This window comes from Escherichia sp. WS568, assembly GCF_046486085.1.
Taxonomy (GTDB): Bacteria; Pseudomonadota; Gammaproteobacteria; order Enterobacterales; family Enterobacteriaceae; genus Escherichia; species Escherichia coli.
Map to the genome: position 1 here is coordinate 354,712 of NZ_JBJQMC010000001.1, position 19,802 is coordinate 374,513.

Sequence of the window (19,802 nt, forward strand, 5' to 3'; positions counted from 1 at the left end):
GGGCGCTTTTCACGTCTTATGCCTGAACAGCTGGCTGATCAAACGCCGTTAACTTCGGTGCATTGCCCGTATATTTTTCGATATACACCAGCGCAGAGTTACCGGCACAGGCATTTGCCAGCTGAGAGCTGGGGATATCCGCCGTTAACACGTTCGCACTGCCGTTTTTACACAAGCCACTTTCCAGATCTGGCCATGCACCTTCATGCACGCATACCACGCCTTTTTTGATCCCGTCAGTCACCACCGCGCCTGTCAGAATCTGACCACGTTTGTTCCAGACACGCACCAGATCGCCATTCGCAATACCAAAGCGAGCAGCATCTTCGGTGTGAATAGTGATCGGTTCACGATCGGCAACCGCATATTTTTTACGCAGTTCCGCATAGTTAAGCTGACTGTGTAAACGGTGTGCCGGATGCGCGGTCAAAAGCTGCAACTGCTTCTCATCGGCGGTACCTTTCCACTCATCAGGCGCAAGCCAGGTTGGGTGTGCCGGGCAATCTTTATAGCCAAATTTTTCCAGCGTTTTGGAGTAAATCTCAATTTTGCCGCTTGGCGTACCCAGCGCATTTTTCACCGGATCGGCGCGGAAATCACCATAACGAACGTACTGTTCGTTCTTCTCGCTGCGGCGCATTTCGATCAGTTTATTTTGCTGCCAGAAAGCATTAAACATCGGCATAGTCACGCGTTGCGCACGCGCACCTTTCTGAGCGGCATCATAGAAAAATTTCAGCCACGCCATTTCATCTTTACCTTCGGTATAGATCTCTTTTCCGCCAGGTTTGAGTAATTCAGCAAGATCGGCAAACACATCAAAATCGTTACGCGCTTCAAATTGCGGAGCCACAGCCTGCTTCATCGGCACAATATGCTGGTTGCTGTAATCACCGGTCATCGTTAAGTCATTTCGCTCAAACGATGTGGTGATCGGTAATACGATATCTGCATGTTTAGCAGCTGCGGTCCAGTAGCATTCAGAAACGACGATCATCTCCGGTTTCTGCCATGCTTTAATCAGACGATTAGTATCCTGGTGATGGGTAAAGTTACCGCCACCCGCCCACCAGATCATTTTGATATTCGGATACGTTTGTTCTTTACCGTTATGCTGATATTTGCCGCCAGGATTTTCCAGCGCATCGACGATACGGGCAACAGGAATCGCCGTCATTCCGCCATCATCAGCGGCCTCGCTGGCCTGTCCGGCAATCGCCGCAGACATTTCCGGCAGCACGCCGCCAACACGCGTCGGGTTGCCACCATTGGAGTAATGATAAGAGAAACCAAAACCGCCGCCCGGTGTACCAATCTGCCCTAACATCGCCGCCAGCGTCACCAGCATCCAGTGTTTCTGTTCACCATATTGCTGGCGCTGAATTCCCCAGCCTGCCATCAGCATTGTGCGATTCGCCGCCATCAGTTCAGCGAGTTTGACTATCTGCGCTTCCGGTACGCCAGTAATTTCCGCCGCCCAGGCCGCGCTCTTCGGCGTATTATCGCTCTTACCTATCAGATACTCTTCAAACTGCGGGTAGCCGGTGGTGTATTTTTCCAGGAAGGCCTTATCGTGCTTACCTTGTACCATCAAGGTGTGCGCAATCCCTAACATCAACGCCACGTCGGTACCCATATTTGGGGCGATCCAGGTGGCGTTATCGCCAAAGAACTCGATTGTTTCGGAACGGATAGGGTCGATGGCAATCACAGGTTTGCCCGATTTTTTCAGCTGATGGAAGTATTCCAGCCCTTGTTCATCGGTACTGCTCCAGGCAATTTTTAAGGTATTCAGCGGGTTCATCCCCCACAGCACCACAACCTGGCTGTTTTCCAGAATCAGCGGCCAGGAGGTCTGCTGTTCATACACCTCTACAGAACCGACCACATGCGGCATGATCACCTGTGCTGCCCCGGTTGAATAATCGCCGCTATGCCCGGAATAACCGCCCGCCAGGTTCATATAACGTTGCAGTAAGGTTTGCGCTTTATGCAACACGCCAGAAGAGCGCCAGCCGTAAGATCCGGCAAAAATGGCCGATGGTCCGTTAGCTTTACGAATACGATCGTGTTGCTCATGAATCAGTTTTAATGCTTGCTCCCAGCTCACCTGTACATAGATATCTTCGCCACGACCTTTCGCCGGTTGCAGTGGATTATCGAGATAGCTTTTTCTCACCATCGGATGCTGAATACGCGCCGTGGTGTGTACCTGATCCGCCGCCGTAGACTGTAAGGAGTTCGGTATGGTTTTCGCCAGCGCGCCTGTCGAAGAAACAATCTTGCCGTCCTTCACTTCTACGTTCATCGCTCCCCAACGGCCCGCGGTGAGAATTTTGCCGCCCTTCTCTTCTGCCCATGCAGGTAACGGTGCAGCCGATGTCACCACCAGCGCCCCTGCCGCAATACCGCTATGTTTAATAAATTCACGTCTTGTTAATGTCATAACTTCCTCCCTGATCAACGAGGATCACTGTTTCTCGGTAATATCTTTGGCGTTGTACTGGAAGTACCGCGTCAAAATGTCCAGTTCGTTTTCGCTCATGCTGGTTCGCGCACCCATTCCTTTGGCAATGGACGGCCATGTATTGACGGTGTAATGGTCGGCGGCAATAGGGGCATGGCAGCCAGCGCAATAGGTATCGTCAAGTTTTTCAGCGTATTGCCATAGCGGTTTACGGTCCGCTAATGCGGGATCGGTAAGCGCACCCTGTAAAGACGCCTGACGCCATTGATTGCCGTATTCGTCAGCCTGCCATTCCCCGTTTACCGCTAGCGCCTTGATACCTTCTTCACTTAATGTGGCTAGCGCCAGCCGTTGACCTGCCGCCCGGTAGAGCGTGTTTTCACTGCCCTGCATTTGATAACCCTGCAACCGAACAATTGGCTGTTTGCCACTGGCATCAACGACGGTGAGATCGGTACCAGGAGTCACGGTAGCCAGTTCGCCTATGCGAGAAGTTTTGAAAGGATAAATATGTGCGCCATTAGTCACTGAAGTAGCGGCCTGACTTTCCAGCTCATGCGCCGCGTTGTCATCCATTTTTATTTCTGGCGGGAAATGGGCAATGCCTTTATGGCAATCGATACAAGTTTCGCCGTCCTTTTGCGCTTTATTATGCATTTTCTGCGCAGATTCACTTTGCGAAGCAATATCCATGGCATCAAAAGAATGGCAACTACGGCAGGTTGCAGAGTCAGTTGCTTTTAATTCTTTCCATACTGTTTCGGCCATTTCCTGGCGATGAGCTTCGAACTTATCGTCACTGTCTATTTTGCCGCTAACAAATTCATGATAAATATCTTTAGATGCTTTTAATTTAGCAAATAAATAATCCATCCCTGACTTTGGAATATGGCAATCGGCACATTCCGCACGTATACCTTTCTGGTTCGAAAAGTGGGCAGTTCCCTGATATTCCTCAAAAGGTTTACTCATCGAGTGGCAGGAAAGACAAAATGCGGTATCCGACGTTTTATGTAAGGCTTTTTGCGCCAGCAATAACCCGCCGCCACCAACCACAACCGCTATCAGCAAAAACAATAACCCAATGCGTTTTTTCCCTCGCATAGATTCCTCTAATTAAATTCCAGGACACCGACACCATTGTATAAATAAATATACAACGAATTGACTACTTGCTTAATTCGGCACAACACTGCCTGAAATAATCGATAAAGAATATGATTTATTACAATGTAATCATTAATTGCTAAGGAATAACCCAGTTGTTATTTAGAATATATATTTGTCAGTTTTGGCAATTTAAATCACATAATGAATGTGAATATATAAAATATTTTTAGCACAACGCTATGCGCACTGTCACCCGCTCAACAGATCACGGCAATCGTTCGTTTTTTATACTGCTCAGGGATAAAAAAAGGCCCCTGTTGAAATTGCAGGGGCCTGGTACGAGCAAGCATCATATTGGGCGACATGATGCAACGGTAAAAATCATTTGGCCTGATGGCGTTCAATGATTCCTTTCATTTCAGCAACCGCCGCCCCGTCTACGACATAACGCGAATACTCGTCCGCGTGTGCATCTGATGACATGGACAATCCTTGATTACGATAACGCATCGGTGAGGCTTGCCACGCTCCCGCGGAGCTATGGACTTCCAGCACTCCGGCATCGAGGAAGTGGTGCAGGTTTTCCGCACGGATTCCTGCTCCGGCCATAATGATTGGAGCATCACCATGGGCAATAAGTTCCATAATTTTTGATAAACCTTGCAGTGCGTCTGATTTTTGCCCTGATGTCAGTACCCGGGTAATGCCCAATTCCGCAAGATTATTGAGTGTATTTAAAGGGTTAGCGCACATATCGAAGGCGCGATGAAAAGTCACTGCCAGCGGACCGGCAGCAGCCATTATTTTTTCCATTCGTGGCATATCGACATTCCCGTCAACATCGAGAACGCCCGTCACCAGTCCAGGAAAACCTAATTCGCGGACTGTGCGCACATCCTCAAGAATGGCGGCAAATTCACCGTCGCTGTAGCAAAAATCACCACCCCGTGGGCGGATAATCGGATGCACAGGGATCGTCACCCGCTGGCGCACGGATTTCAGTACCCCCAACGACGGCGTTAAGCCCCCCTCTTTTGGAGCTGCGCATAATTCAACTCTGTCAGCGCCGTTTTGCTGCGCCGTTAGCGCGCATTCCATGCTGTAACAGCAAATTTCCAGTAATGCCATTTTTGCTCCTTAGTTACGCCGACTGCTCGCTGGCAACGATCTCTTCAATGGACCACGGATGAAACTTAATGGTTGTTTTACCATCGGTGACCGCCAGCGTCGGATTCGGTAATCGTTCATGCTCACCTTTTGGCGAACTGGTTTTAACTGAGATCCCCGGCAGGCTGAGTCCTTCATCAGAAAGCAATGCCAGCGCACGGGCATTCAGCGTTTCTGGATCACCCGGCAGAACGATTTCAATATGTTCCCAACCTTCGTGCGGGTAACGTTTTTCCCCAGGCCACGGTAGCTCCACAATGGAAAACTGCCAGTGAGCAACCTGTACCGGTTCATGCAATTTAAACAGACAAATCGGTCTGCCATTGATCATATTTTCTGACAAAAGCTCGCCGCACTGTTCAAACCCGCGACGCCAGCGCTCAGCGGTGGCGTTTTGATGGCAACGCAAGGAAATGTGATCGGCAGTCAGCGGAGTGATATCCAACCCCAGACGGCGGGAAAGTTCATCTAATGCGTGGGTAAATCGCGGTAAATCCGATGCAATATCCTGCAGCTCGTCGATAGATTGCCAGTTCGCCATAATCACTCTTCGTCTTCCAGTAAAAGCGTTAATTTACCCTGTTGCCCTGCGCCAACCAACCGCTGATTTCACGCCGCTTCTGATGCAATAGTGAAAACGACAATACGCCACGCACACGTTGCTGACGAAAACAGCCATTTGCAGTATACTCCCGCCCTAATTTCTTTAACTGGTGCGGGCAAATTTTGCTCGCTTCATCAATGTAAGGTATTCCGGTGAATATTCAGGCTCTTCTCTCAGAAAAAGTCCGTCAGGCCATGATTGCGGCAGGCGCGCCTGCGGATTGCGAACCGCAGGTTCGTCAGTCAGCAAAAGTTCAGTTCGGCGACTATCAGGCTAACGGCATGATGGCAGTTGCTAAAAAACTGGGTATGGCACCGCGACAATTAGCAGAGCAGGTGCTGACTCATCTGGATCTTAACGGTATCGCCAGCAAAGTTGAGATCGCGGGTCCTGGCTTTATCAACATTTTCCTTGATCCGGCATTCCTGGCTGATCATGTTCAGCAGGCGCTGGCGTCCGATCGTCTCGGTGTTGCTACGCCAGAAAAACAGACCATTGTGGTTGACTACTCTGCGCCAAACGTGGCGAAAGAGATGCATGTCGGTCACCTGCGCTCTACCATTATTGGTGACGCAGCAGTTCGTACTCTGGAGTTCCTCGGTCACAAAGTGATTCGCGCAAACCACGTCGGCGACTGGGGCACTCAGTTCGGTATGCTGATTGCGTGGCTGGAAAAGCAGCAGCAGGAAAACGCCGGTGAAATGGAGCTGGCTGACCTTGAAGGTTTCTACCGCGATGCGAAAAAGCATTACGACGAAGATGAAGAGTTTGCCGAGCGTGCACGTAACTACGTGGTAAAACTGCAAAGCGGTGACGAATATTTCCGCGAGATGTGGCGCAAACTGGTCGACATCACCATGACGCAGAACCAGATCACCTACGATCGTCTCAACGTGACGCTGACCCGTGATGACGTGATGGGTGAAAGCCTCTACAACCCAATGCTGCCGGGTATCGTAGCGGACCTGAAAGCCAAAGGTCTGGCAGTAGAAAGTGAAGGCGCGACCGTCGTATTCCTTGATGAGTTCAAAAACAAGGAAGGCGAACCGATGGGCGTGATCATTCAGAAGAAAGATGGTGGCTATCTCTACACCACCACTGATATCGCCTGTGCGAAATATCGTTATGAAACACTGCATGCCGATCGCGTGCTGTATTACATCGACTCCCGTCAGCATCAACACCTGATGCAGGCGTGGGCTATCGTCCGCAAAGCAGGCTATGTACCGGAATCCGTACCGCTGGAACACCACATGTTCGGCATGATGCTGGGTAAAGACGGCAAACCGTTCAAAACCCGCGCGGGTGGTACAGTGAAACTGGCAGACCTGCTGGATGAAGCCCTGGAACGCGCACGCCGTCTGGTGGCAGAGAAGAACCCGGATATGCCAGCCGATGAGCTGGAAAAACTGGCTAATGCGGTTGGTATTGGTGCGGTTAAATACGCAGATCTCTCCAAAAACCGTACCACTGACTACATCTTCGACTGGGACAACATGCTGGCGTTTGAGGGTAATACCGCGCCATACATGCAGTATGCTTACACGCGTGTATTGTCCGTGTTCCGTAAAGCAGAAATTGACGAAGAGCAACTGGCTGCAGCTCCGGTAATCATCCGTGAAGATCGTGAAGCACAACTGGCAGCTCGCCTGCTGCAGTTTGAAGAAACCCTCACTGTGGTTGCCCGTGAAGGCACGCCGCATGTGATGTGTGCTTACCTGTACGATCTGGCCGGTCTGTTCTCTGGCTTCTACGAGCACTGCCCGATCCTCAGCGCAGAAAACGAAGAAGTGCGTAACAGCCGTCTGAAACTGGCACAACTGACGGCGAAGACGCTGAAACTGGGTCTGGATACGCTGGGTATTGAGACAGTAGAGCGTATGTAATCGCGTTATACGGCAAAAGCCGATGTCATGGCAGACATCGGCTTTTTTATCATTAACGATAATTCACAATCACTTCATTCCGTTGTACCTTTAGCGGCGGAATTAACCGCCCACCGCCAGGCACTTCCCAGATAAAGCGCAACGGTTCTGCCGCCGGTATACCGGAAAAGGCCACGGTGGTTCCGCTCTGCCCCTCTAATTCGACACAACGAGATTGTGAACACAAGCGAACCCGCAGCCCTACGGGAGTTGGGCCGATAAGCTGATAACGCCACGCCACCAGCGTCATCAATCCTGAAGCAGGTTGTCGAGTAGAAAGAGGCGCTGACGACATCGACTCACCACGGTGATTCAGCGTAACGCCCACACTACTCGCCTGCCACATCCCCTCTCCGGCGGCTTGCACCAGCAGCGGAAACAATAATATTGCTAATAAGGTTCTCATCATTTACCGCCAATTGTCGCCGTCATGCGGATATGTCGGTTATCAGACAGTTCCAGATTCGACAGCACCACTAACTGCGGCAGACTGCGGCGCAGGAAGCGAGACAATAAAGGTCGCAGCGCGTGGTTCACCAATAAAACTGGCGGCGCACCCAACATCTCCTGACGGGATAGCGCTTCCTGAGTTTGCGCCAGTAAACGATCCGCCAGCCCTGGCTCCAGTCCGCCCCCGCCCTGCAGCGCCTGTAGTAACAAACGTTCCAGCGGTGTATCGAGGCCAATAACATGGACTTCATCTTTGCCAGGAAACCACTGCTGGGTAATCGCCCGTCCCAACGCCACGCGCACGACGGCGGTTAATTCATGTGGATCGCTTTGGATGGGCGCATGTTCCGCCAGCGTTTCGAGAATAGTGCGCATATCGCGAATCGGTACTTTTTCATCGAGCAGATTTTGCAGCACTTTATGCAGTGTGGTGAGCGTGACGACGCCAGGAACGAGATCTTCCGTCAGCTTTGGCATCTCCTGGGCGACGCGATCCAGCAGCTGTTGCGCCTCCTGACGACCAAACAGCTCTGCGGCATGCTGGCTAATGAGGTGGTTAAGATGCGTTGCCACCACCGTGCTGGCCTCAACCACGGTGTATCCCTGAATCTGCGCCTGTTCTTTAAGCGCACTTTCAATCCAGATAGCATTCAGGCCAAATGCCGGATCGACGGTCGCCTCACCAGGTAACGTCCCGGCAGCGGTACCAGGGTTAATCGCCAACCAACGCCCCGGATAAGCATCACCACTGCCTATCTCCACGCCTTTCATCAAAATGCGATAGCGGGCAGGTTGCAGATCCATATTGTCGCGAATGTGCACCACCGGCGGCAGAAACCCCATCTCCTGGGCAAATTTCTTGCGAATACTGCGTATACGGCCCAGCAACTCACCATCCTGCTGGAAATCGACCATCGGGATCAGGCGATAACCCACTTCCATTCCCAGAGAATCTTCCAGTTGTACATCGTTCCACGTCGCTTCGACAACGGTATTATTCTCTGCCATTTTTACCGGTTTTGGTTCGGCAGGCGCTTTTTGTTCACGTCCACGGATCCACCAGGCCAGCCCCAGCAATCCGGCAGTGAACAGCAAAAATACCAGGTTTGGCATTCCAGGCACCAGGCCGAGTAAACCGAGCACGGCGGCGCTTAACAACATAACGCTTGGGTTACTGAAAAGCTGATTCACCATCTGCTCGCCAACATCCTGATCGGTGCTGACACGCGTAACGATGACCCCCGCGGCGGTAGAAATCACCAACGCCGGAATTTGTGCCACCAGACCGTCGCCAATGGTCAATAGCGTATAACTTTCCGCCGCGTGTCCCATGCTCATGCCATGTTGCAGCACGCCGACCAGCAACCCGCCGACAACGTTAATGACCATGATGAGGATCCCGGCGATGGCATCGCCGCGAACAAACTTACTTGCCCCATCCATTGAGCCGTAAAAATCGGCTTCCTGAGTCACTTCGGAGCGGCGTTTTTTCGCCTCATCTTCACCAATCAATCCAGCGTTAAGGTCGGCGTCAATCGCCATCTGCTTACCCGGCATGCCATCGAGAACAAAGCGCGCACCCACTTCTGCGATACGCCCGGCACCTTTGGTAATGACCATAAAGTTGATGATCACGAGAATGACAAACACCACGATACCGATAGCGAAATTGCCACCAACGAGGAAGTGACCGAACGCTTCGACCACCTTTCCAGCCGCCGCCGCGCCGGTATGCCCTTCCATCAAAATGATACGGGTTGAAGCCACGTTAAGTGCCAGACGCAACAGCGTGGTAAACAACAGGATGGTCGGAAACGCAGCAAACTCAAGCGTGCGCTGGGTAAACATCGCCACCAGCAACACCATGATCGACAAGGCAATATTGAAGGTAAACAGCAGGTCGAGTATGAATGCGGGCAGTGGCAGTACCATCATCGACAAGATCAACAGGATCAAAATCGGTCCGGCAAGGATCTGCCATTGTGTCGATTTCAGGTTTGCGGGCAGGCGCAGCATCGCGGCCAGATTACTCATGGGACGGTTTCTCGTTAATAAAATCCAGGGCTTCCGGCACCGGAAGATGAGTAGGTTGTACAGGGCGCTGTCCTCCAGCCAGACGCCAGCGTTTCAGTTGCCAGACCCAGGCCAGCACTTCCGCTACCGCGGCGTACAGTTGACCCGGGATTTGTTGACCGATCTCCGCATGTCGATACAGCGCTCGCGCCAGCGGCGGCGCTTCAAGCGTAGGGACGTTATTTTCAGCACCAATTTCACGAATGCGCAGCGCGACCAGTCCTGCACCTTTAGCGACCACTTTCGGTGCGCTCATTTTGTTTTCGTCATACTGCAACGCTACCGAATAGTGGGTTGGGTTATTGACAATGACATCCGCTTTCGGCACATCGGCCATCATCCGACGCCGCGCGGCAGCTCGCTGCATCTGACGTATCCGCCCTTTAACATGGGGGTCGCCTTCGCTTTGTTTGAACTCATCACGAATATCCTGCCGCGACATTCGCAGCTTTTTCAGGTGGCTGAAGATTTGGAAAAAGACGTCAAATCCCACCATCGGAATAACACCAAGCACCACCAGCAGTGCGCATAGCCCTACCAGATCCATCGCATTACCCATGGCGGTAATCGGAGACTCGGCCATTAAGCGCATCATCTGCGGCCAGTGATGCCAGAGAAAAAACCCCGTCACGCTGCCAACCAGGATGGTTTTCAAAATTGCCTTAAGCAACTCCGCGCCAGTCTGTGCCGAGAACATCCGTTTAATGCCCGGTAGCGGGTTGAGTTTGGAAAACTTCGGCTGCAAGGATTTGCCGCTAAATACCAGCCCCCCCAGCATAACCGGAGAAATAATCGCCACCAGCACCACGCCGCTAATCAGCGGTAGCAGCGCCAGCATGGCTTCTCTGATCAGCAGAATAATCTGCCCGAGGATCAAATTCGGGTCATTGATAATACTGTGATCAAAATGCAGCCCAGCGGAGAGCATGCCCGACAATCGACGGGCCAGCGACACACCGCCAAACCAGATAACACACACGCCCACTAACAAAATCAGCAGCGAGGTCAGTTCACGGGAACGCGGGATTTGCCCCTCTTCCCGCGCTTTTTCTAGTCGGTGAGGTGTGGGGGCTTCTGTTTTGTCGTCGCTCTCGTCAGACACGTCGCCAATCCTGGAAAGAGTATTAAGCGTAAATGATGCCAGATCGCAAAGCGTTCAATGGTTTGAGTAAGGGGCAAAACAGGCGGGATTTAGGGCGTTTATGCAAAAAACAGGTTCAGTTGCAGAACGTTTTGCGAACCATTTTCCAGTTCTGATATTTAGCCATTTAGCCTATAGAATCGCCCACCGCCTCTCTGTTAGTTTGCTAATAATTAAATTATTACAAAGGCGATCAAATGGAATGGCAACAATTGCTTAACTGCAACCGTCGGAAAGATAATCTAAAAAAAACCAGCATAGAATTTTTACATCCCCTTGCTAGCGGAAGACAAGAGATCGAGCGGGATTACGACCGATTACTTTTTGCTGCGCCAACTCGTCGGCTTGCGGATAAAACACAAGTTTTCCCGTTAGATCAAAATGACAGTATACGGACGAGGCTGACTCATTCTCACGAAGTAGCAAACTTTGCTCGCGGAATAGGAATGAGACTCGCTTTCGAGATGAAGGAACACATCTTTGGCGAAATACCCACGGGGATTGTCGTTGAACGCGACGTTCCTGCTCTGTTAGCAGCGATCGGACTGGCACACGATCTCGGTAATCCACCATTTGGGCATCAAGGTGAAGCAGCGATGCGCGCATGGTTTAATAAAAATCTTCCAGGCCTTCTTGATAAAGAAGTAAACAGCGAAATATATAACGACTTTCTGCAATTTGATGGAAACTCACAAACCCTACGCCTGGTTACCAAATTACAAATTATTAACGATAACTTTGGTCTGAATCTGACCTATGCCACGCTGGCTGCACTGATCAAATATCCCCGAGCTTCATATTCATCGGACAAACATTGGAAAAAGCACGGTTTTTTCTATTCTGAGCATGAGGTTGTCATGGATGTCTGGCAGCAAACGGGCCTTGGCGTACCAGGTAATGATGCCGGTTGCCGCCACCCATTTACCTGGATAATGGAAGCTTGCGACGATATTGCCTACTCTGTGCTTGACGCAGAAGATACCATCAAGAAAGGATTTGCCTCATACCAGGATTTGCGTGATTTTTTGATGTCACAATCCGAGCCGAACGATGTAATTCAACATGTTATTGAAGCTGTAGAGGCCAAAAATGACGCCTGGAAAGAGCAAAGAAATGCACTTTCACCGGCGGAAATTAATGAACTCAGTATGCAAATGTTCAGAGTTTATGCCACCAGTGCATTGATTAATGCCGTAGTAGAAGCCTTTCGCGAACAATTACCCACGCTGATGCAGCGTGACTGCCCGTTCAAAGATTTAATCTCGCAAAGCAAAGGTCACGCTCTCTGCACTGCCCTGAAAATGTTCGACCGAACACGAGGCTACCTTCATCGTTCAGTCTTGCAACTGGAACTTAGGGGATCTAATTACATTACTAACTTGATGGATATGCTCTGGATTGGCATCCATGGACACAAAACAAAGAAACAACGAGACGGAGAACGCGAGTCCGCGTCTGCAGATAACCTTTTTGTTTCTCGTGAAGAATACCTGTCGGATACTCCCTTTGGTCGCTATGCTTACGGGACAATCTCTGAAAATTATCGCCGTGTGTTTGAAGATCCCGCCAATACACTCCCTGCTCTTTATAAAGAAGCGCAGTTGCTTACCGACGCAATCTCAGGCATGACGGATAGTTATTTAATGCGCCTTCACGATGAGCTAAAATCACTGTATGAATGTGGTCTCAAACACCCAACAGCTTGAACAGCGTATCGCCGATTTTTTTACGCTTAGTGATGAGCATAAGAAAGCCAGAGTATTACTTGATACTCTGGCCTGTTCCTGTCCGGCCTGGATTTTTGGCGGGATGGTGCGTGACTTAGGCTTGTTTGGCGTCGAGGGATTCTCTTCAGACCTTGATATCGTCATCGGTCGCTCCCGTGAGGAACTCTTCCGGACATTGGCTGAACTGCCCGTCAAACAACTGCGTTTTAATAAGTTCGGTGGGATCCGTTTTCGTTATCACGACTTCGAATTTGATATCTGGAACCTCAATGAGACATGGGCATTTCGGGAAAAACTTATATTTTGTGAGGATGAATCAAGTCTGTTAAACACTACGCTGATGAGTTGGGATGCCGTGCTCTATGATCTACGTAGTGAAAAAATTATCAGTAAAGATAATTATTTGACCGACTTAAATCGCAGACATCTTGAACTTGTTCTTCATACTAACCCCAATCCAAGCGGTTCGGTAACGAAAATTTTACGCACTATTTTTACTAAGCAGGTAAAGAGTTTAGGTCCGGAACTCTGTCATTTCTTGCACCATGAACTGACGAAAAAACGTTATGAAGTTTGGCATCATTACGATGTACTGCACTACCAGTCATCGTCATTTTCTCGTTCACAATTTAATGCGTTGATAAATTTACTGGCGCAACAATCACGCTTCGCTGATCTAAAATTATCAAATTACAAATAACCATCCTCCACATACTTCCTGAACGATACCCGCCCCCCTGCTATCGGCCTGGCATCATCGCGCAGGCCGAAGTTAAGGCAATACAAATCAAAATCCAAGACTATCCAACAAATCGTCCACCTGATCCTGACTGGCTACCACACCGGCTTTGCTGGTATCGACCTGAGGTCCATTAAGCAAACTCTGGTTTTCACGTTTTGGACGCGACTCCTGTTCCGGGATGTTTTCCAACAGCACCATCAGCAACTGACGTTCGATCTCCTGAATGACATCCATCATCCGCTTAATGACCTGCCCGGTGAGATCCTGAAAATCCTGCGCCATCATGATTTCCAGCAGTTGCGCGTTAGTAAAGCTGGTATGCGCGGGGACATCTGCCAGAAATTGCCGCGTATCTGTTACCAGTTCACGGGCGTCGGCAAGGTCAATCGGATCGGCAAACCAGTCATCCCAACGTTGGGTTAACGCTTTTGCTGATTTCTCCATTTGATCCTGATGCGGTTGTGACGCCTCAACACTGTTCAGCGCCCGCTCCGCAGCCTGGGCGGTCATCTGCACAACATAGTACAAACGATCGCGCGCATCGGGGATGGCTTCCGCCGCTTCGGCAATGGCCTGATCCAGCCCCAGCTCCCGCAAACTGTCGCGCAGCATACGCGTCAGGCTGCCGATGCGCGCAATGATATCGCCAGCTGAATGCTCGTCAGCAGGTTTGATTGATGGTTGCATCATAGTCGCATCCTCACATGCCCAGTTTCTCAAAGATTTTGTTGAGTTTTTCCTCCAGCGTCGCGGCGGTAAATGGCTTCACCACATAGCCACTGGCCCCCGCTTGCGCCGCAGCAATGATGTTCTCTTTCTTCGCTTCTGCAGTCACCATTAACACTGGCAATGCCGACATCGCGCCATCCGCACGAATCGTTTTCAGCAATTCCAGGCCATCCATATTGGGCATGTTCCAGTCGGAGATAACAAATCCATAACCGCCTGCCTGCAACTTATTGAGCGCGTCGAGGCCATCTTCCGCTTCCTCAACATTATTGAATCCCAGCTCTTTCAGCAGGTTACGCACTATGCGTCGCATGGTGGAAAAGTCATCCACAACCAAAAATTTAAGTTCTTTATCCGCCATTTCACACTCCTGATTTAAATACGTATCGCCTGTCCGGCACTAATTTTTGCCAACATTTGCTGGCTTACCTGGCTAAGATCGATCACTTCGCAGACACCACCCATATTGATGGCCTCGCGCGGCATGCCGAACACCACGCAACTTGCTTCGTTTTGCGCAAGGGTCCATGCCCCCGCCTGACGCATCGCCAACATTCCCGCCGCACCGTCGTTGCCCATACCGGTCAGGATCACCCCAACCGCATTACGCCCCGCCTGTTTGGCGACAGAATGGAACAACACATCTACCGAAGGCCGATGACGGTTAACCGCCGGGCCATCGTGAATTTTGATTTGGTAATTTGCGCCACTACGCGCCAGCTCCATATGCCGATCGCCCGGCGCAATATAGGCATGCCCCGGTAAGACACGTTCTCCGTCTTCGGCTTCTTTAACCCCGATCTGGCAAAGCTTATTAAGTCTGTCGGCAAAAGAGCGGGTGAAACCGGGCGGCATATGCTGGGTAATTAACAGTGCCGGGCTGGAAAGCGGCAACGGTTGCAGCACGTGACGAATTGCCTCAGTTCCCCCCGTTGAAGCACCAATCGCAATCAGTTTTTCAGAACTCAACAACGGCCCTGCCTTCAGCGTTGTCGGTGCCGACAATGGCTTATGTGCTGCAAGGCTCGCCTTTGCTGCTGTACGCACCTTTTCAGCAATCATTTCGCTATACGCCAGCATTCCTTCGCGAATACCCAGTTGCGGTTTGGTGACAAAATCTATCGCCCCCAGCTCCAGCGCGCGCAGCGTGACTTCTGACCCTTTGCCGGTCAGGGAAGAAACCATCACAACGGGCATTGGACGCAAACGCATTAATTTTTCGAGAAAATCCAGTCCGTCCATCCGCGGCATTTCAACATCCAGCGTCAATACATCGGGATTGAATTTTTTAATCAAATCACGCGCAACCAGCGGATCAGGGGCGGTCGCCACCATTTCCATGTCGCTATGGCTGTTGATGATTTCTGTCATGATCTGGCGCATCAGTGCCGAATCATCGACAGATAACACCCTGATTTTGCTCATCGTTAATCCTTACTTAGCGCATACACCGTCTGACCACGCAGCGTGAAGCGGCGCTCAAGGTGGCTAAAGTTTTCAGAGTGACCCGCAAACAGCAATCCGTCGGGTTTAAGGAGCGGAACAAAGCGGCGCAAAATCTCCTGCTGGGTAGTTTGATCGAAGTAGATCATGACGTTACGACAGAAGATCGCATCAAACGGCCCCGGCACGGTGTACTGTTTCGCCAGTAAATTCAGCGGGGCAAAATCAACATAGTTCGCCAGCTCCTGACGCACGCGTACCAGCCCTTCATGCGGTCCCGTCCCTCGCATGAAATACCGTTGCAGTTGCTGCGGCGTCAGGTTTTTCAACTCTTCATGGCGATAAATACCGCTTCTGGCTTTTTCCAGCACTTCGGTGTCGATATCGCTGGCAAACACTTTCCAGCGTCCGGGCACGGTGCCCAATGTTTCAGCCAGCGTCATCGCAATGCTGTACGGCTCTTCGCCGGTCGAAGCCGCCGCGCTCCATACGCGATACTCGCCAAAACGGCGACGTGCGTGATCCGCGAGCAGAGGGAAATGGTGTGCCTCACGGAAAAATGCCGTCAGATTCGTGGTCAGCGAATTGATAAACGCCTGCCACTCACCGCTGTGCTGATTAGATTCCAGCAAGTTCAGGTAATGGCCGAAATCCGTCAGTCCCAGCGAACGCAAACGACGAACCAGTCGGTTGTAAACCATGTCGCGTTTATGGTCGGCCAGGACGATCCCGGCTCGTTGATAGATCAATTGACTTATCCGCCGAAAATGCGCGTCGGAAAGCGCCAGGCGCTCGGTCATCTGTAACAATAAAGACGTTTGCCCACAGGGCAGAGATGAAGTCATAGCGCCTTCTCAATCACTTCAGGATACCACTGGCGCAATTTGTAACTGCGCCGACTCATGTCGTGCTACTTCATGCTCTTCAAGGGTAAATACCGCCACGCGCGACGAAAGATGGTCGGCCTGATTCGCCAGTTGTTCCGTTGCCACCGCCGCTTCTTCTACCAGGGAGGCGTTCTGCTGTGTCACCTGATCCATCTGGCTGACAGCCTGTGCAACCTGCTCAATCCCCCGCCGTTGTTCTTCCGAGGCCGAAGCAATTTCTCCCATAATGTCGTTCACGCGGGTCACCGAACTGACAATATCGGTCATGGTCCCGGCGGCGTTATTCACCAGTTTCGAACCCTGCTGGACACGATTGACTGACTCTTCGATCAGCCCTTTGATCTCTTTTGCTGCCTGGGCGCTACGGCTGGCAAGATTGCGCACTTCACCTGCCACGACCGCAAAACCACGCCCCTGCTCTCCGGCGCGAGCCGCTTCCACTGCCGCATTCAGGGCCAGAATATTGGTCTGGAAAGCAATGCCGTCGATAACGCTGATAATGTCGCCAATTTTTTGCGAACTGGTGGCGATCTCCTGCATGGTGTGAGTCATGGTACTGACCTGAACACCGCCCGCCTGCGCCGTTGTCGCGGCATTTTTTGCCAGTTCCGACGCCTGTCGTGCGTTATCGGCGTTTTGCCCTACCGTGGCGGTTAATTGCTCCATACTGGCGGCCGTTTGTGCCAGCGATGCCGCCTGCTGTTCGGTGCGACTTGAGAGATCGTTATTGCCTGCGACAATCTCCGCGATACCAATGTGCATCTCCTGGCTTCCCTTACGCACATCACTTACCGTCCCACGCAAAGCCTGCTGCATGGTCTTCAGACTGGCAAAAATGGCGGTGATCTCATTGCGACCATATACCGCAATCGGACGCGCCAGATTACCCGCAGCAATGCTGTCAAAATGGCTACCGATGATGGCCAGTGGTTGAACAATCATCTTGCGCGTCCACCACAGCGCACTGCTGATGTAGAGCGCTGCAACAATAATCATGCTGATAAACACCAGCGCCGAAATGTGATAGTTACGCTGGCTTTGCGCACTGGCACCTTCCAGCACATGGTTGATCTCCTGCTGCCAGACCTCAAAGTTAACGTCAAACGCATTTTGTGATTCCTGCACCGGCGCTGAGAGGAAATCCGAAAGTTGATTACTTTCAAGCCAGGTCGCCTGATGTTCGAGATCGTTGTGCCAGCGGGCAAAACTTTTCTCCGTCTCTTTTTGCAACGCCCTGACGTGCTCGTTGCCCGCAGTCATCGCCATAAAACTTTTAAACAGCGTGGTGGATTGCGTCAGACTGGCGCGCGCCGTCGTCATCAACGTTTTAATGTCATCCGCCGGATAGCTAAGCGCCGTCAGAGTGCCCGCTTTGTTCAGCGCGGTACTGGCCTGTAACATTACCGCCCGAGTTTGCGCTAAAGCCGCACGTTGCTGATTGCTCTGCTCGACCTGATTCAGTCGTTGCACATCGTCGCGAAATGCCCAAAAAGACATGCCGTTACTGCCAATCTGCAAGATCCCGCAGAGAATCAAAATTAAAAACAGCGTGGTCGAAATTCGAATACGATTAAACATCAACGCTCCCCATCAGGCGGCAATGACCGCGTTAGTAAATACTCGTCAAAATGTTTCCCAGTTTGGATCTTGTTCAGTAATTCGCAGTCGTGGCTGTGCCGGTGGTTGCTCACTGGCAGGACGGGATGGTGTTTGCGGTTTATTGGTGAGTGGGCTGGCTGCCAGACGGAACGCGGAAACCGCTTGCGTTAAACGACTCGCCTGTTCTTCCAGCGCAGCTGCGGCGGCAGCTGATTCCTGCACCAGCGATGCGTTCTGTTGCGTGACGCGATCCATTTCCGAAACCGCCAATGCGACTTGATCGATGCCACGGCTCTGTTCATCCGATGCCGATGCAATCTCGCCCATAATGTCAGTCACGCGAGTGACAGCATTGACGATATTGTTCATTGTTTCCCCGGCGCTTTCGACCAGCACCGAACCGGTATCAACGCGCGAGACGGAGTCTTCAATGAGGGCTTTGATCTCTTTTGCCGCCTGGGCGCTGCGACTGGCAAGATTACGCACTTCGCCCGCCACCACGGCAAAACCACGGCCCTGTTCACCCGCTCGCGCGGCTTCAACAGCGGCATTCAGCGCGAGTATATTAGTCTGGAAGGCAATACCGTCGATAACGCTGATAATGTCGGCAATTTTCTTCGAACTATCGGCGATCTCATGCATCGTTTTCACTACGCCATCCACCACTTTGCCGCCGTGCTGGGCGGTGTCGGAGGCACTTTGCGCCAGTTGCGAGGCCTGGCGGGCGTTATCGGCGTTTTGCTTCACTGTCGCGGTGAGCTGCTCCATGCTGGCGGCAGTTTCTTCCAGCGCGGATGCCTGCTGTTCCGTACGGGAGGAAAGATCGGTGTTGCCCGCCGCAATTTCACGGGTACCGGCATAGATGGCATCTGAACCTTCACGCACATGAGTGACGGTGTCAGTCAAAGAGCGTTGCATATGTGAAACGCTCTGCGCCAGGTCGCCCATTTCACTGCGCCCGTCAATGGTCAGGGTATTCGCCAGGTTACCACCGGCGATTTCGCGAATGTGAGCAATAATTTTTGCCAGCGGTGTAAGCAACATACGGCGAATGCCGTACCACGCCACCAGCAGAATCAATATCACCACCAGCGCGATAACCGCCAGTTGCCACTGGGCAAATCGGTAATCATCTGCGTTGTCAGTGACGATATCGCGATACAGTTTTTCACTGCTGAGGGCGTACTGAGCAAACGCTTCGCCCATTGCATTTTGCATTCCCTGGGTTGGCTGAGCGAAATAAGCTCCAGTATTGCCATAATCAAGATAATCAATCAGTTCAGTTAACGCTGTGTGATAGTTTTTATATTTTTCATCAATATTACGACTGGTAGCGACCATTTCAGGTAACGGTGCCATGCTTTTGAATTTTTTATAATGCGTCGCGGCCTGGGCCAATGTTTTCCTGGCGCTATCGAGCAATTCAACTTTGGCATTACTTTGCTGATTGGATGAATCCATCATCATCCGCACCGCTGAACGACTCAGGTTAATGCGCGTTTGCAGCATTAAATCCCAGGTTGACGTCAGCTCGCCCTGCTGTTCCCGTAATTGATTGGAAACCACAAAGCTCTTCTGGCTATGGTGAAGGGAAGAAAAAAACAGACTGCCGGAAATAAGCTGTAACAGTGCAAATACCCCCAGCACCATTACCAACAGCGTGACTACGCGGATACGGTTAATCATAAGGCACCTTCCTGAAAACAAGTTGATCTCGTTATCGGCAAGGAAGGGGGAA

At 51.4% G+C, this 19,802-nt stretch carries 16 protein-coding genes; 3 read left to right on the forward strand and 13 right to left on the reverse strand.

Going from position 1 to position 19,802, the window contains the following annotated elements; translation table 11 throughout:
• Positions 1–16 precede the first annotated feature (16 nt).
• The 4 genes from torZ to ACJHWR_RS01785 form a co-directional block, all read right to left on the reverse strand.
• Positions 17–2,446, reverse strand: coding sequence for a trimethylamine N-oxide reductase TorZ (torZ, locus tag ACJHWR_RS01770; protein WP_000176761.1), 2,430 nt, complete (start codon positions 2,444–2,446; stop codon positions 17–19).
• A 24-nt stretch (positions 2,447–2,470) separates the two neighbouring features.
• Positions 2,471–3,571 (reverse strand): NapC/NirT family cytochrome c, encoded by a 1,101-nt coding sequence (locus tag ACJHWR_RS01775; RefSeq protein ID WP_001214279.1) that lies wholly within the window; start codon positions 3,569–3,571, stop codon positions 2,471–2,473.
• 387 nt (positions 3,572–3,958) lie between these two features.
• A complete protein-coding gene (cutC, locus tag ACJHWR_RS01780) occupies positions 3,959–4,705 on the reverse strand; it encodes a copper homeostasis protein CutC (RefSeq protein WP_001185729.1) in 747 nt (248 codons plus the stop codon).
• Positions 4,706–4,718: 13 nt separating this feature from the next.
• On the reverse strand, positions 4,719–5,285 hold the full coding sequence (locus tag ACJHWR_RS01785) for a VOC family protein (protein WP_001307851.1): 567 nt from the start codon (positions 5,283–5,285) through the stop codon (positions 4,719–4,721).
• 215 nt (positions 5,286–5,500) lie between these two features.
• On the opposite strand from ACJHWR_RS01785, the gene argS reads away from it, so the two are divergent.
• A complete protein-coding gene (gene argS / locus ACJHWR_RS01790) occupies positions 5,501–7,234 on the forward strand; it encodes an arginine--tRNA ligase (RefSeq protein WP_001025308.1) in 1,734 nt (577 codons plus the stop codon).
• Positions 7,235–7,286: 52 nt separating this feature from the next.
• On the opposite strand, the gene flhe is transcribed toward argS, so the two are convergent.
• From flhe to flhB, 3 genes are read right to left on the reverse strand one after another with little or no spacing between them, the layout of a single operon-like run.
• On the reverse strand, positions 7,287–7,679 hold the full coding sequence (flhe, locus tag ACJHWR_RS01795; RefSeq protein ID WP_001259593.1) for a flagellar protein FlhE: 393 nt from the start codon (positions 7,677–7,679) through the stop codon (positions 7,287–7,289).
• A complete protein-coding gene (gene flhA / locus ACJHWR_RS01800) occupies positions 7,679–9,757 on the reverse strand; it encodes a flagellar biosynthesis protein FlhA (RefSeq protein WP_000066983.1) in 2,079 nt (692 codons plus the stop codon). Before flhA ends, flhe begins: the two co-directional genes overlap by 1 nt.
• The gene (gene flhB, locus ACJHWR_RS01805) at positions 9,750–10,898 is read right to left on the reverse strand and encodes a flagellar biosynthesis protein FlhB (protein WP_001278918.1); all 1,149 of its coding nucleotides are present in this window, start codon (positions 10,896–10,898) and stop codon (positions 9,750–9,752) included. The genes flhA and flhB overlap by 8 nt, the downstream gene beginning before the upstream one ends.
• Positions 10,899–11,134: 236 nt before the next feature.
• Between flhB and dgt the strand changes: the two genes are divergently transcribed.
• Together dgt and ACJHWR_RS01815 are read left to right on the forward strand one after the other, a co-directional pair.
• Positions 11,135–12,643 carry a dGTP triphosphohydrolase gene (gene dgt / locus ACJHWR_RS01810; protein WP_012311981.1) on the forward strand — a complete coding sequence of 503 codons (1,509 nt, stop codon included), beginning with the start codon at positions 11,135–11,137 and terminating at the stop codon, positions 12,641–12,643.
• Positions 12,612–13,364: a hypothetical protein gene (locus tag ACJHWR_RS01815; protein ID WP_001103661.1), complete on the forward strand. Its 753-nt coding sequence runs from the start codon at positions 12,612–12,614 to the stop codon at positions 13,362–13,364. The genes dgt and ACJHWR_RS01815 overlap by 32 nt, the downstream gene beginning before the upstream one ends.
• 87 nt (positions 13,365–13,451) lie before the next feature.
• On the opposite strand, the gene cheZ is transcribed toward ACJHWR_RS01815, so the two are convergent.
• From cheZ to tar, 6 genes are read right to left on the reverse strand one after another with little or no spacing between them, the layout of a single operon-like run.
• Positions 13,452–14,096: a protein phosphatase CheZ gene (gene cheZ, locus ACJHWR_RS01820; protein ID WP_000983609.1), complete on the reverse strand. Its 645-nt coding sequence runs from the start codon at positions 14,094–14,096 to the stop codon at positions 13,452–13,454.
• Between the two features lie 10 nt (positions 14,097–14,106).
• Positions 14,107–14,496 (reverse strand): chemotaxis response regulator CheY, encoded by a 390-nt coding sequence (gene cheY, locus ACJHWR_RS01825; protein WP_000763860.1) that lies wholly within the window; start codon positions 14,494–14,496, stop codon positions 14,107–14,109.
• Between the two features lie 14 nt (positions 14,497–14,510).
• The gene (gene cheB / locus ACJHWR_RS01830; protein ID WP_000036368.1) at positions 14,511–15,560 is read right to left on the reverse strand and encodes a protein-glutamate methylesterase/protein glutamine deamidase; all 1,050 of its coding nucleotides are present in this window, start codon (positions 15,558–15,560) and stop codon (positions 14,511–14,513) included.
• Between the two features lie 2 nt (positions 15,561–15,562).
• Positions 15,563–16,423, reverse strand: coding sequence for a protein-glutamate O-methyltransferase CheR (gene cheR / locus ACJHWR_RS01835; RefSeq protein ID WP_000204329.1), 861 nt, complete (start codon positions 16,421–16,423; stop codon positions 15,563–15,565).
• An 18-nt stretch (positions 16,424–16,441) separates the two neighbouring features.
• Positions 16,442–18,043, reverse strand: coding sequence for a methyl-accepting chemotaxis protein IV (tap, locus tag ACJHWR_RS01840; RefSeq protein WP_000483254.1), 1,602 nt, complete (start codon positions 18,041–18,043; stop codon positions 16,442–16,444).
• Positions 18,044–18,088: 45 nt separating this feature from the next.
• Complete coding sequence (gene tar / locus ACJHWR_RS01845; protein ID WP_012311651.1) at positions 18,089–19,750, reverse strand: methyl-accepting chemotaxis protein II; 1,662 nt, start codon at positions 19,748–19,750, stop codon at positions 18,089–18,091.
• Between the last annotated feature and the right edge of the window lie 52 nt (positions 19,751–19,802).

Coding starts and splice junctions, on each gene's coding strand:
- dgt (WP_012311981.1), top strand. CDS start 11,135: ATGGAATGGCAACAATTGCTTAACTGCAACCGTCGGAAAGATAATCTA.
- flhA (WP_000066983.1), bottom strand. CDS start 9,757: ATGAGTAATCTGGCCGCGATGCTGCGCCTGCCCGCAAACCTGAAATCG.
- flhe (WP_001259593.1), bottom strand. CDS start 7,679: ATGAGAACCTTATTAGCAATATTATTGTTTCCGCTGCTGGTGCAAGCC.
- tap (WP_000483254.1), bottom strand. CDS start 18,043: ATGTTTAATCGTATTCGAATTTCGACCACGCTGTTTTTAATTTTGATT.
- ACJHWR_RS01785 (WP_001307851.1), bottom strand. CDS start 5,285: ATGGCGAACTGGCAATCTATCGACGAGCTGCAGGATATTGCATCGGAT.
- cutC (WP_001185729.1), bottom strand. CDS start 4,705: ATGGCATTACTGGAAATTTGCTGTTACAGCATGGAATGCGCGCTAACG.
- tar (WP_012311651.1), bottom strand. CDS start 19,750: ATGATTAACCGTATCCGCGTAGTCACGCTGTTGGTAATGGTGCTGGGG.
- cheY (WP_000763860.1), bottom strand. CDS start 14,496: ATGGCGGATAAAGAACTTAAATTTTTGGTTGTGGATGACTTTTCCACC.
- cheZ (WP_000983609.1), bottom strand. CDS start 14,096: ATGATGCAACCATCAATCAAACCTGCTGACGAGCATTCAGCTGGCGAT.
- cheB (WP_000036368.1), bottom strand. CDS start 15,560: ATGAGCAAAATCAGGGTGTTATCTGTCGATGATTCGGCACTGATGCGC.
- ACJHWR_RS01815 (WP_001103661.1), top strand. CDS start 12,612: ATGAATGTGGTCTCAAACACCCAACAGCTTGAACAGCGTATCGCCGAT.
- ACJHWR_RS01775 (WP_001214279.1), bottom strand. CDS start 3,571: ATGCGAGGGAAAAAACGCATTGGGTTATTGTTTTTGCTGATAGCGGTT.
- torZ (WP_000176761.1), bottom strand. CDS start 2,446: ATGACATTAACAAGACGTGAATTTATTAAACATAGCGGTATTGCGGCA.
- cheR (WP_000204329.1), bottom strand. CDS start 16,423: ATGACTTCATCTCTGCCCTGTGGGCAAACGTCTTTATTGTTACAGATG.